At 39.7% G+C, this 13,639-nt stretch carries 12 protein-coding genes; 3 read left to right on the top strand and 9 right to left on the bottom strand.

Annotated elements, in window-relative coordinates; genetic code table 11:
- Window positions 1–992: ISL3 family transposase (locus QM469_RS06415; RefSeq protein WP_414320621.1), on the top strand; the 992-nt coding region annotated here is incomplete at its 5' end.
- Window positions 993–1,064: 72 nt separating this feature from the next.
- Here QM469_RS06415 and QM469_RS06410 read toward each other — a convergent pair.
- Complete coding sequence (locus QM469_RS06410; protein WP_371559020.1) at window positions 1,065–1,910, bottom strand: undecaprenyl-diphosphate phosphatase; 846 nt, start codon at window positions 1,908–1,910, stop codon at window positions 1,065–1,067.
- 61 nt (window positions 1,911–1,971) lie between these two features.
- The gene (locus QM469_RS06405; protein WP_414276308.1) at window positions 1,972–3,864 is read right to left on the bottom strand and encodes a DUF2207 family protein; all 1,893 of its coding nucleotides are present in this window, start codon (window positions 3,862–3,864) and stop codon (window positions 1,972–1,974) included.
- Window positions 3,865–3,994: 130 nt separating this feature from the next.
- Between QM469_RS06405 and QM469_RS06400 the strand changes: the two genes are divergently transcribed.
- Window positions 3,995–5,560: an ABC transporter substrate-binding protein/permease gene (locus QM469_RS06400; protein ID WP_045763619.1), complete on the top strand. Its 1,566-nt coding sequence runs from the start codon at window positions 3,995–3,997 to the stop codon at window positions 5,558–5,560.
- The gene (locus tag QM469_RS06395; RefSeq protein ID WP_000081949.1) at window positions 5,560–6,300 is read left to right on the top strand and encodes an amino acid ABC transporter ATP-binding protein; all 741 of its coding nucleotides are present in this window, start codon (window positions 5,560–5,562) and stop codon (window positions 6,298–6,300) included. The genes QM469_RS06400 and QM469_RS06395 overlap by 1 nt, the downstream gene beginning before the upstream one ends.
- A 458-nt stretch (window positions 6,301–6,758) precedes the next feature.
- On the opposite strand, the gene QM469_RS06390 is transcribed toward QM469_RS06395, so the two are convergent.
- The 7 genes from QM469_RS06390 to rplA all read right to left on the bottom strand — a co-directional run bounded on the left by QM469_RS06390 (window position 6,759) and on the right by rplA (window position 13,549).
- Window positions 6,759–6,974: a hypothetical protein gene (locus tag QM469_RS06390; protein ID WP_001140700.1), complete on the bottom strand. Its 216-nt coding sequence runs from the start codon at window positions 6,972–6,974 to the stop codon at window positions 6,759–6,761.
- A 105-nt stretch (window positions 6,975–7,079) separates the two neighbouring features.
- Complete coding sequence (locus tag QM469_RS06385) at window positions 7,080–7,976, bottom strand: SPFH domain-containing protein (protein ID WP_000243418.1); 897 nt, start codon at window positions 7,974–7,976, stop codon at window positions 7,080–7,082.
- Window positions 7,977–8,058: 82 nt separating this feature from the next.
- Window positions 8,059–9,309 carry a threonine ammonia-lyase IlvA gene (ilvA, locus tag QM469_RS06380; protein ID WP_414276307.1) on the bottom strand — a complete coding sequence of 417 codons (1,251 nt, stop codon included), beginning with the start codon at window positions 9,307–9,309 and terminating at the stop codon, window positions 8,059–8,061.
- An 80-nt stretch (window positions 9,310–9,389) separates the two neighbouring features.
- Window positions 9,390–10,412, bottom strand: coding sequence for a ketol-acid reductoisomerase (ilvC, locus tag QM469_RS06375; RefSeq protein ID WP_045763621.1), 1,023 nt, complete (start codon window positions 10,410–10,412; stop codon window positions 9,390–9,392).
- Between the two features lie 65 nt (window positions 10,413–10,477).
- Window positions 10,478–10,954 (bottom strand): acetolactate synthase small subunit, encoded by a 477-nt coding sequence (gene ilvN, locus QM469_RS06370; protein WP_001253809.1) that lies wholly within the window; start codon window positions 10,952–10,954, stop codon window positions 10,478–10,480.
- Window positions 10,947–12,647, bottom strand: a complete 1,701-nt coding sequence (locus QM469_RS06365) for an acetolactate synthase large subunit (RefSeq protein WP_414276306.1) — start codon at window positions 12,645–12,647, stop codon at window positions 10,947–10,949. Before QM469_RS06365 ends, ilvN begins: the two co-directional genes overlap by 8 nt.
- Window positions 12,648–12,859: 212 nt before the next feature.
- A complete protein-coding gene (gene rplA, locus QM469_RS06360; protein WP_001085672.1) occupies window positions 12,860–13,549 on the bottom strand; it encodes a 50S ribosomal protein L1 in 690 nt (229 codons plus the stop codon).
- Window positions 13,550–13,639 lie beyond the last annotated feature (90 nt).

Below are 13,639 nucleotides of genomic sequence, written 5' to 3'. Positions count from 1 at the left end.
CTGTCGCAGAGACTTCCTTAGTCAAAAAGAATCACCAAATCGCGACCATCGTCAACCAGAAAATCACTCAAAAATTAATCGAGAAAGTCCCTATGACGGCTATCGCAGAAAGTCTATCTGTCTCTACTTCGACAGTCATTCGTAAATTGAAAGAATTCAAATTCAAGACAGATTTATCTTTCCTTCCAACTCACATGTCTTGGGATGAATACAGCTTCAAGAAAGGTAAGATGAGTTTCATTGCACAGGATTTTGATTCCAGAAAGATCGTAACTATTCTGGATGGACGAACTCAAGCGACTATTCGCAATCATTTTCTTCGTTATTCTAGTCAGGTGAGAAGTCGCGTGAAAGTCATTACAATGGATATGTTTAGTCCCTATTACGATATTGCCAGAAAACTTTTTCCTAATGCTAAAATCGTTCTCGACCGCTTTCACATTGTCCAACATCTCAGTCGAGCTATGAATCGTCTTCGTATCCAAATCATGAATCGTTTTGATCGTAAATCGCACGAATATAAAGCATTAAAACGTTACTGGAAACTCATTCAACAGGATAGCCGTAAACTTAGTGATAGACGTTTTTATCGCCCTACTTTTCGCTCACACTTGACCAATAATGAGATTCTCGAAAAGCTCCTTGCATACTCTCAAGAACTTAGAAAGCACTATGAACTCTATCAACTATTACTGTTTCATTTCCAAGAGAAACAAACAGACAATTTCTTTGAACTGATTGAAGAAACGATTTCTTGTGTAAATCCTATTTTTCAAACTGTTTTTAAGACCTTTTTGAAAGACAAGGACAAAATCATGAACGCACTGGAACTGCCCTACTCAAACGCGAAACTAGAGGCTACCAATAACCTCATTAAGGTCATCAAGCGCAATGCTTTTGGCTTCCGGAACTTTGAAAACTTTAAAACTAGAATCCTCATTGCTTTGAATATCAAAAAGGAGAGAACCATGTTGGTCCTCTCCAGGTTATAACTTTTCATCAACCCACTACAGTTGACAAAGAGCCTTAAAACCTTGAAGGAAGCTTCCCTCAAGGTTTTTTTCTTATACAAATAATCGAATAAAGCTATAAAGTAGCAAGACACTACCAAGGACAATGCGGTATTTACCAAACATCGTAAAGTCGTGTTTTTTAACATAGCTAGTCAAGAAACGAATGGCAACCATGCTGACTGCAAAAGCGACTACCATGGCAACTAAGAGCAAGAAGAATTGACCAAAACTCAAAACTTCTCCTGCCTTGATGAATTTAAAAATCTTCAAGGCACTAGCTCCAAACATAACAGGAATTCCTAGATAGAAGGTGAACTCAGTTACAACTGAACGACTAGTACCATTTAACAAACCACCGACGATAGTGGCACCTGAACGGCTAGTTCCCGGTAAAAGAGCCAAGACTTGGAAAAGACCGATATAAAGGGCTGTTTTATAAGGTAATTTGTCCAACTCTGTGACTGTTGGCTCAATAGCTTGGGCCTTGTTGCGTTTTTCAAGATAGATAAAGGCCACCCCATAAACAATCAACATAATAGCCACTGACACCATATTATGGAAATGAGTATCAAACCAATCATCGAACTTAAAGACAAGGAGAAGAGGTAGAGTCGCTACAAAAACCTTGGACCATAACTGCCAAGTTCTACGGACTTGCACCTTATCCTTACCAGGTTTGAAGGGATTAAGCTTGTTAAAGTAGATAACCATAACCGCTAAAATAGCTCCTAGTTGAATAACTACGTTAAACATAGACATGAAGGCTTCACTCTGGTCTTTATACTGGACAAATTCTTCTGCTAGGATCAAGTGACCTGTACTTGAAATCGGCAACCATTCCGTAATTCCTTCAACAATACCAAAAAAGATAGATTTTAAAATTTCAATAAGATACATAGATAACTCCTTTTTCTATCCTCCATTATATCATACTTTTATAAGCTGTGTTTAGTTTTCTTTAAAAGGCACCGATACTACCGCCTCCACCGCCTCCAGAGAATCCGCCTCCAGAACTTCCATTACTAGAAGATACTGAGTAAGTGCTTGCCGTATTTGCGACACTGGCATAATGGCTCATTTGCGCTGTTGAATGATAAAACATGCTATGCCAGCCATAGGCTACATAGAGATTGATATCTGGATTTTCAACTTGGATCTGGTGAACCTTCATCAAATGGCTCACCTTGTCAGCACAGCCAAACAAGGTTGCATACACCAGTAGGCGATTCCAGACTACAATACTTTCCAACTCTGCCTGATCCAGTCGTGCAATCTCACGCAACATATTTTCAAAGCTCGTCCAAAGATAATAGACTTCAGCTCCTACTTCATTTAGAACACCATCACGATTATCTAGTCGAAGCTTCCAATAATAGAAAACAGTCAAAATTAAACCCAATGAGCCAAGTATTGGCAAGGGGAGGTAAAGATAGCCATGAACGTCCAAACTGTACAAGAACAAACCAAATCCGATGATTAGTGGCAAAATAGTAGAAACACCCATACTCACTTGCAAGATCTTTTCCCCGCTAGTCAAGGGACGATAATAAGCTGGTAGCCCCAAGAAAGAGACTCGGTCCTCCACCCCTTCTTGCATCTCTTTCAATGCTCTTTCAAAAGAATATTTGAGCTTACGGCCTTTTGTTTGAATCCGTTTTTCATCAGTAGCTTTCGCTCCACGGTAAAGGCTCTCAGATACCTTATAATCTGCAAACAAATCGGAAACAGCAACTTCTTTTTTACCTGAAAAGGCCAGATTTAGACAGGTCCTCTCAAAGCTTGCCAAGCCATCTTCTTTTACCAACCTTAAAGTAACTGCATCTCCTTCTGAAATAATAGAGACATTACCACGGTCGATTACATCTAGTAAGGTAGCCTGAATAAGCTGGTTGAAGGTGAATTTGCCTGCTCCTTTAATTAGAGGACTCACTTCCTCCAAGGAAGTAGAATAAACAGCTTCAGATAAAACCATAGGCTCTAATTCCATCGGCGGTTCATAGAGACGATGATTTTTGGCATATTTGACTGAAGGAGTGGTTTTTCTTCTATAAATAAAATAGAAGCAGATACTCAATAACAAGGAAAGTGACGAAATCAAAGGAAACACCCAAGTAACGAGTTGTTTACTCTGCTCTTTTTCTCTAACAATCGAGTCTTCTATCTTATTAAACTCTTCTAAACGATTCCCTTTTAAGCCCTGATCCATAGCGCTAGCAAAATCGGTTCGAGGCCAGTAGGCATGCAACTCAACTCCGCGCTTAGACGGAAGATTGTCGAAGCGAATAGTATAGTCATGACCACTCTGTTCAATACTTCCCTCTCTAAAGAGTTGCCCTGTGTGGAAAAAGAGTTTTTCAGCCCCCTTCTCTCCGCTTACATGAAACTCAAACTTTTCAATAGATTCTGAACTGTCTGTTAAGGGTTGCCAATTTAATTCAGCGATATCATTATACAAGAAAAGAAGGTTTTTCAATTGCCAGGTAAGTTCCACTTCGACCCTGTCCCCTTCCTGACCTGGATTATAGACTTTAACAGTATAACCATTCGTTTCTTCTGTCACTTCGCTAGTAACATCTGTCAGTTCAGCACCATTTTTCGAGGCCTCAACCTTTGGATGAGGATCAATTTCAAACCCGCTAGGCATCTTGCCTGCACGACCAAGACCCACGATTTGCCCATTAAAATCATCCTCGAACTGGTAAACTATCTTCTGCCTAAATTCCGCTGTATTATCTGCATGAATATACAGTTCTCCTTTATAGGATGGAATGCTGAAATCCACGGCAAAAACCAATTTTGGAACAATTATCAGACAAGTAAATATAAGTACTATTAACCATCTTTTTTTCATAATATAGCCTCTTTTGACCTTTTTCTCATTATATCATTTTTTTACAAGTAAGGGTTTACTAAGATTGAAAAAGTTCCGCTTTTTCGATACAATAGAGAGAAGCAATTTTAGACTAGAAATAGGAGAAATCATGAAAAAATTATGCTTAACTATCCTTGCTAGCCTGGCCCTTACTTTAGGACTAGTTAGCCAGGTCCAAGCCGATGAATATTTACGCATCGGTATGGAGGCAGCCTACGCACCCTTTAACTGGACTCAAGATGACGACAGTAACGGCGCTGTCAAAATCGATGGAACCAACCAATATGCTAATGGTTACGACGTCCAAATAGCTAAAAAGATTGCTAAGGACCTAGGCAAAGAGCCCTTGGTTGTTAAAACCAAGTGGGAAGGACTTGTTCCAGCCCTTACTTCTGGTAAGATTGATATGATCATTGCAGGTATGAGCCCAACTGCTGAACGCAAACAAGAAATTGCATTTTCAAGCAGCTACTATACTAGCGAACCAGTACTTTTGGTTAAAAAGGATTCTGCCTATGCAAATGCCAAATCACTAGAGGACTTTAGCGGAGCAAAAATCACTTCTCAACAAGGTGTTTACCTTTATGATTTGATTTCACAAATCTCAGGCGCTCAGAAGGAAACTGCCATGGGAGATTTCGCCCAAATGCGTCAAGCTCTTGAAGCTGGTGTCATTGATGCCTATGTTTCTGAACGTCCTGAAGCCCTAACTGCCGAATCAGCAAACGCTAAGTTCAAAATGATTCAGCCTGAACCTGGTTTTAAAACTGGTGAAGAAGATACATCTATCGCTATTGGACTTCGTAAAGATGATGACCGTATCAGCCAAATCAACGCCAGTATTGAAACCATTTCTAAAGATGAACAAGTTGCGCTCATGGATCGTATGATCAAAGAGCAGCCAGCAGAATCTACAACGACTGAAGAAAGCAACAGTAATTTCTTTGGCCAAGTCGCCAAAATTCTGACTGAAAACTGGCAACAACTCTTGCGTGGTGCTGGTATTACCCTTCTCATTTCAATTATCGGTACCATCGTTGGTCTCGCTATCGGTCTTGCTATCGGTGTCTTCCGTACAGCACCTCTATCTGAAAACCAATTTATCTTTGGTATCCAAAAACTAATCGGTTGGATTCTCAATATCTATATCGAAATTTTCCGTGGAACACCTATGATTGTACAATCTATGGTTATCTACTATGGAACTGCTCAAGCTTTCGGAATCAATCTAGACCGTACGCTAGCTGCTATCTTTATCGTTTCGATCAACACTGGTGCCTACATGACTGAAATCGTCCGTGGTGGTATTCTGGCTGTTGATAAGGGACAATTTGAAGCAGCAACTGCACTTGGTATGACTCATAACCAGACCATGCGTAAGATTGTTTTGCCTCAAGTTGTTCGAAATATTCTACCAGCAACTGGTAATGAGTTCGTCATCAACATCAAGGATACTTCTGTATTGAACGTTATCTCTGTTGTAGAACTCTACTTCTCAGGAAACACAGTAGCAACACAAACCTACCAGTACTTCCAAACCTTTACCATCATCGCAGTTATCTACTTTGTCCTCACCTTCACAGTAACGCGTATCCTACGCTTCATCGAAAAACGTATGGATATGGATACCTACACGACAGGTGCTAACCAAATGCAAACGGAGGATTTGAAATAATGAGTCAACCAATCCTTGAAATCAAACACCTCAAAAAATCCTACGGGCAAAACGAGGTCCTAAAAGACATCTCTCTCACTATTCATAAAGGAGAAGTGATTTCTATCATCGGTAGTTCCGGTAGTGGTAAATCAACCTTCCTACGTTCTATCAACCTTCTCGAAACACCAACTGAAGGTGAGATTCTTTATCACGGTGAAAACGTACTTGAAAAAGGGTATAACCTCACTCACTATCGTGAAAAACTAGGCATGGTTTTCCAATCCTTTAACCTCTTTGAAAATCTCAACGTTCTTGAAAATACGATTGTTGCACAGACAACTGTCCTCAAACGTGAACGATCAGAAGCAGAGAAAATTGCTAAAGAAAACCTTGAAAAAGTTGGCATGGGAGAGCGCTACTGGCAAGCTAAACCAAAACAACTTTCTGGTGGTCAAAAGCAACGTGTAGCCATTGCTCGCGCGCTTTCTATGAATCCTGATGCCATTCTCTTTGACGAGCCTACATCAGCCCTCGACCCTGAAATGGTCGGTGAAGTTCTCAAAATCATGCAAGAACTAGCTCAAGAAGGCTTGACTATGATCGTTGTAACCCACGAAATGGAATTTGCTCGTGACGTATCACACCGTGTCATCTTTATGGACAAGGGTGTGATTGCAGAAGAAGGCAAACCTGAAGATTTATTTACAAATCCTAAAGAGGAACGTACAAGAGAATTTTTACAACGCTATTTAGGATAAGATAAAAGCGATTGGATAAACCTCTTAAACCAAGAGTTGTTTTCCTATTCAAACCCCAATCAATATTGAGTCAAAGGCTCATGAACATAAAAATCAAGGTCGGAGTTTTTTATCCCGACCTCTTTTTATATACTTTAAAAATCAGCTTTATCCCTTCTTCTGTTTCCTGAGCAAGTATTGCTTGTAGCTATATTCCTAATCTTTTATTTGATTTTCATGAGTGATACTCAATGAAAATCAAAGAGCAAACTAGGAAGCGAGCCGCAGGCTGTACTTGAGTACGGCAAGGCGAAGCTGACGTGGTTTGAATTTGATTTTCGAAGAGTATGAGATCACTCAGCTCCCTGTCAACCTAGTTCATCCTGACAAATAGATTTGTTGAGCAGGTCATAGCATGGCTATTTCGCCGTTCCATAAATAAAAGCAGACCCTAATTAGAGTCTGCTTGTATCCAAAGATTAATCTTCAAATTTTTCATGATTTTTTTCATAGAAATCAATTAATCCAAGGGCTGTTTCAAAGGAAATATTTTTAACTTTTGCACGTCCTTGAGCTAGAGCAATGATAGACATTTCACGTGCATTCGTTTCTTTAGAAATACGATAACCAGTGATCTTCTTATCACGAACCCAGCTAACAACTGATTCTACTTTTTCAAAGTTAGTCTTAGCCATGTTTTTCTCCTATTTTATTCTTTACGATATTTAATTGTATACGTTTTTATGGCATTTGTCAATAAAAAAACATATATCCAATCAAATAAGACGTTAAGATTACATTTACTTGGCTTTTAAAGCCGATAATATATGGGTTCGTATATCTTCAACTCCGTTAGGATTTGCTGGTAAGAAAATTGTATTATTACCTTGTTTTTCTGCAAAATTATTCAATGTATCTAAATACTGGTTAGTTAACAAGATTGACATGATTTGCTCTTCAGTTAATTCAACATTGGCTCCTTTTAACTCTTTAATAGAATCAGCAAGTCCATCAACAATTGCTTTTCGTTGCTCTGCGATCCCCACACCATGTAGGCGATCCTTTTCTGCCTCTGCTTCGGCCGCTGTTACGATCTTAATTTTATCTGCTTCGGCCAATTCTTGTGCTGCTACTCTCTTACGTTGAGCAGCATTGATTTCATTCATCGATTGCTTGACTTCCGCATCCGGCTCTACTTTGGTAATGAGCGTTTTGACGATAATGTACCCATACGTTGACATTTCTTCCGCTACTTGTTTTTGAACTTCTAATGCAATTTCATCCTTTTTCTCAAACAATTCATCCAAAGTTAACTTAGGAACTGATGAGCGCAATGCGTCTTCAATATAAGATTTGATTTGAGCCTCAGGTCTCATTAGTTTATAGTAAGCATCTGTAACATTTTGTTCATTTACTCGGTACTGTGTCGCAACATTCATCGTCACAAATACGTTATCTTGAGTCTTGGTTTCCACAACGATTTCACTTTGCAAGAGACGCAGTTGTACACGAGCTGCAATTTTATCAATCCCAAATGGTGCTCTTAGGTGAATACCACTATTGCTCAATTTTTGATACTTACCAAATCGTTCAATGATAGCTACTGATTGTTGTCGAACAACATAGATTGAGCTCATTAGTATAGCTCCTACAATAAGCATTAGAATAATTAGAACAAGTATAACTTTTAAAACCATGGGAATCTCCCCCTTTCTTCACTTACATTATAGCACTAGTAAATAGGTTAGGCAAATAATATGATAAAAATTTCATAGCATATTAAACAAGCATATTATATAGGGTTTCATTCCCATTTAAGTTAATATAAGACGGGTCAAATTTTTCCATCCGGTGAATCAATCCCGCATAATCATGTTTATCAGCCAGCGCAATCCCTATTAGTACTGGACCAGTTCCCTTGCTAGCTCGTTTGATATATTCAAAACGAGTAATATCATCATGAGGTCCTAAGATATCATTTACAAATTCTCGAAGTGCTCCCGGACGTTGTGGGAAATTCACTACAAAGTAATGCTTGATACCATCATAAATCAAGGCACGTTCTTCCATCTCTGGCATACGGTTGATGTCATTATTCCCTCCAGAAATGATACAACAAATGGTCTTGCCCTTAATATAGTCTGATAATACTTCTAGGGCTGCAACACTAGCAGCACCCGCAGGTTCTGCTACGATACCTTGTTTAGAGTAGAGATCAATTAAGGTCTCAGAAATCAAGCCTTCATCTACTCCGATAAGAGTTTCTACATGTTTGCGTGTTGCTTCATAGGTCAACTGTCCTACCTTTTGCACTGCAATTCCATCCGCAAACTTATCAATTTCTTTAAGTTTAACCGGTCCTCCAGCTTCAAAGGCAGCCTTCATAGAACGAGCACCTTCAGCCTCTACTCCAATGACCTCAATCTGAGAATTTGTTTCTTTAATATAAGTAGAAACACCTGAAATGAGACCTCCTCCTCCAACAGGTACCAAGACAGTATCAAATTCAATAGATTCTTTACGAGCTTCTTCTAAAATTTCATAGGCTACCGTGCCTTGACCAGCTTGAACATAGGGATCATCAAAGGGATCAATAAAAGTACGATTTTCAGCTACGGTAAAGTCTTGAGCAGCCTTGGCTGAAGCATCAAAAGTATCCCCTACTAATTTGATAGTAACAAAATCTCCTCCAAAGAAACGAACCTGACCAATTTTCTGTTGAGGTGTCGTAATTGGCATAAAGATTGTTGCAGGAATCTTCATCTCATTACATGTGTAGGCAACACCTTGAGCGTGATTTCCCGCTGAAGCACACACTACACCACGTTCACGTTCCTCTTTTGTCAATTGGGAAATTGCGTAATAAGCCCCACGAATTTTAAAAGAACGGACACGTTGAGCATTTTCCTTTTTAAGATAAATTTTCGCTCCGTATTTTTCGGATAAATAATGATCGTAGTCAAGTGGCGTATTGGCTACTACACCACTCAAAACCTTGTGGGCTTTCACCACATCTTTTGCACTTAGCATAATCTCCTCCTAGATGAGTTTTCAAGATAAAAAACGAGTTAGGTTCCCCCCAACTCGCCTTCTGTTTATATTCTTAAAAATTAGTTGTAGATCTTGAATGCATCATCGTCGTTTTTACCGACAAATGGCATTGCTTTACGCAATTCTGCACCAACTTTTTCAATTTCAAGGTTAGCTGCTTGTTCACGGTAGGCAGTCAATTTTGGACGTCCAGCTTTGTAGTCATTTACAAAGTCGTTGGCGAATTTACCATTTTGGATGTCCGCGAGAACTGCTTTCATATTTTCTTTGACTTGTTCAGTGATTACACGTGGACCTGAAACATAGTCACCGTACTCAGCAGTGTTTGAAATTGATTGACGCATTTTCTTGAATCCACCTTCGTAGATCAAGTCAACGATCAATTTCATTTCGTGAAGAACTTCAAAGTAAGCCAATTCTGGAGCATAACCAGCTTCTGTCAAGACTTCAAAACCAGCTTCAATAAGGGCAGTCAAACCACCACAAAGTACTGCTTGTTCACCAAACAAATCTTCTTCAGTTTCTTCTTTGTAAGTTGTTTCAAGAAGACCTACACGAGCTGCACCAACACCTTTACACCAGTCCATAGCGATGTCTTTAGCATTTCCTGTTGCATCTTGGTAGACAGCGTAAAGCGCTGGAACACCAAATCCTTCTTCGTAAGTACGACGTACCAAGTGTCCTGGTCCTTTAGGAGCACACATGAAGACATCAACATCTGCAGGAACTTTGATGAATTCGAAGTGGATGTTGAAACCATGTGCAAAACCAACTGCATTTCCAGCTTCCAAGTTTGGTGCAATTTCTGCTTCGTACAATTCTTGTTGGATTTCGTCTGGAGCCAAGATCATGATAACATCAGCCAACTTAGTTGCTTCTGCTACTGTGTATGTATCAAAACCATCTTCTTTTGCTTTGTCAAAAGATTTACCTGGGCGTACACCGATGATGACATCACGACCTGAATCACGCAAGTTTTGAGCGTGAGCATGACCTTGTGAACCATAACCGATAACGGCGATTTTTTTACCGTCAAGTGCTGCTACTTTTACATCTTTTTCGTATTCCATTTGAACTGCCATAGTTTTTTCTCTCTTTTCTATTTTTATTGCCTATTAGGCTAGTTTAACAAATTGAGGTTGGATTTTTAGTCGCGGGTAAATCCAGTTGCACCCGTACGAGCGATATTCTTAATACCATATGGTCGAATCACTCGAATCAAAGCTTCACTCTTTTCTGCATTCCCAGTCATTTGAATAGTAATGGAACTTGGAGCTACATCGACTACTGTTGCACGGAATGGTTGGATAATAGCCAAAATTTCTGCACGTTTTTCAGCAGGCGCTGAAACCTTTATAAGAATCACTTCTCGTTCTAAGTGGGGCTGATCCGTGATATCACGAATGCGAATCACATCAATCTGACGATTAAGTTGTTTGATGATTTGCTCCACTTCATCATGTGAGGCAACATCAATGATAATGGTAATTCGTGATACATTAGGATTTTCCGTTGCGCCAACAGAAATGCTTTCGATATTGACTTGACGTCTCGATAAGACTCCTGTGAAGCGATTGAGAACACCTGAACGGTTTTGAAGTTTGGCTGTTAACATTCTACGCATTAAACTTCACCCCCAACATCTCATGATTACTCTTACCAGCTGGTACCATCGGTAAAACATGTTCTTTACGAGAAATGTCTACTTCAATAAACATTGGTACATCTTCCATGATGACTTCCAAATCCTTCTCAAGAGTTTCAGGATTATCAAACTTATAATTTTTAATCCCGTAAGCTTGAGCCATCAATTGGAAATCTGGAAGGCTATCAAAGACTGATTCAGATGTTCGACCATCATAGAAGGCTTCTTGCCACTGGCGAACCATTCCAAGTGAGTGGTTGTTAAGCATGATGACCTTGATTGGAATCTTGTAAATATTTAAGATTGCTAATTCCTGATTGGTCATCTGGAAACCACCATCACCGACAAAGAGAACAACTTCTTTATCTGGATTGGCAATCTTAGCACCAATAGCTGCTGGGACTCCGAATCCCATAGTTCCTAGTCCACCTGATGTTACCAATTGACGCTCGTTTTGGTAAGGATAGTATTGTGCCGTCCACATTTGGTGTTGTCCAACGTCTGTTACGACAATGGCATCTCCCTTGGTCAACTCACCGATACGTTCAATAACTGCTTGGGGTTGAACCACACGTTCTTTCTTATCATAAGAACGAACACGATTCTTATCTTTGGTAACTTTTTCAATCCACTTTTCAGTATTGTTACGAACGATTGGCTCAGCTAGTAACTGTTGCAAAGCCTTTTTCGCATCTCCAACAACTGGAATATCAACTGCGATAATCTTACCAATCTCTGCAGGATCGATATCAATATGCGCTACTTTAGCATTCTTAGCAAAGGTCTTAGGATTTCCAGTCAAACGGTCATCAAAACGACAACCAATAGAAATCATAAAGTCAGCCTCAGTCATGGCAATATTGGCTGCAAAGGAACCGTGCATTCCACCCATTCCCAAAAACAGTGGATGGCTAGTTGCGATTGTTCCCTGTCCCAAAAGACTGGTAACAACAGGAATTTGATAACGCTCTGCGAATTCATTTAACTCTGCTGCAGCCTCAGCATAACTAATCCCACCACCAGCTAGCAAAACTGGCTTTTTAGCCTTAGACAACTGCTTCAAGATTTTCTTGATCTGCATGTCATTTGGCTCAAGTGTCGGCTGATAACTTGGTAAATCTATCTCTGGAGAGTAAATGAAGTCTGTCTCAAGCGCAGAAACATCTTTTGGAAGGTCAATGACGACTGGCCCTGGACGACCTGTAGTCGCAATATGCACAGCTTCCGTAATAATCCGTGGAATATCCGCAGTTTCTCGAACCTGATAATTATACTTAGTGATTGGCATGGTGATACCAACGATATCAGCTTCTTGAAAAGCATCTTTCCCAATTCCAGCACGTGCCACTTGGCCAGTAAAGACTAAAAGGGGAACACTATCGCTCATAGCATCTGCGATCCCTGTAATGGCATTTGTAGCTCCTGGTCCGCTTGTGACGACTGCTACACCCAGTTTTCCTGTTGACTTAGCATAACCTTCAGCTTCGTGAAGACAGCCCTGCTCATGGCGACCTAGAATATGGCGGATTCCCTTAAAATTATAAATAGCATCATATAAAGGAAGTACCGCTCCACCAGGATAACCAAAAATCGTATCGATTCCTAAGTTACGAAGTGTTTCCAAAACAAGATCCGATCCCGACTTAGGTGAGTCTAAAATGATTTTCTCCATCGTTCCCCTTTCTCTTCTCTTAAAAATAGCTTGTTACTATGATACCATTTTTTCAAAAATTTTCAAGGGAAAAGAGCAAATTTTCTGAATTTTCTATCTAGATACTTTACAATATCAAATAGATTAGAAAGTTTATACGTATTTTTATTTTTTTAATAGAAAAAAGGTTGAGACAAACTTGTCTTCAACCTTTCATGTTAAATTATTACTAATTAAAGTGAGTTAACGTCAACCTTGATACCAACACCTTGAGTAGTTGTAATTGTCAAGCTTGTTACGTAAGTTCCTTTAGCAGTAGCTGGTTTAGCTTTTTGGATTGTTTCGTTGAATGCTTTGAAGTTTTCAACCAACTTGTCAGCTTCAAATGAAACTTTACCGATGATAGCTTGTACGATACCTGCACGGTCTGCACGGTAAGTAATTTTACCACCTTTAGACTCTTCAACTGCTTTAGCAACATCCATTGTTACAGTACCAGTTTTAGGGTTTGGCATCAAGTTACGAGGTCCAAGGACACGTCCAAGACGTCCAACAAGAGCCATCATATCAGGTGTAGCGATAACTACGTCGAAGTCCAACCAACCGTCGTTGATTTTAGCAACAAGGTCATCTTCACCAACGAAGTCTGCACCAGCAGCTTTAGCTTCTTCAGCTTTTGCACCACGTGCAAATACAAGAACGCGAGCTGTTTTACCAGTACCGTTTGGCAATACCATTGCTCCACGGATTTGTTGGTCAGCTTTTTTAACGTCAATGTTCAAGTTGTAAGCAACTTCTACAGTTGCATCAAATTTTGCGAAGTTAGTTTCTTTTGCAAGAGCTACAGCTTCTTCTACGCTGTATGCTTTTGTGCTGTCGATCTTCTCAAGAGCAGCACGAAGTTGTTTGCTTTTTTTAGCCATTTTCTATTCTCCTTGTAAGTGGTTCAATCGATTTTCATCTCCCACGTCACTTCTCGAAATGATGAAGTCTTGCGGGTTATATAGGGATGT

Origin of the sequence: Streptococcus infantis (assembly GCF_047464215.1) — a bacterium.
GTDB classification, from domain to species: domain Bacteria; phylum Bacillota; class Bacilli; order Lactobacillales; family Streptococcaceae; genus Streptococcus; species Streptococcus infantis_P.
The sequence above is the reverse complement of the archived record's forward strand: the minus strand, read 5'-3'. Positions and strand labels throughout refer to the sequence as shown.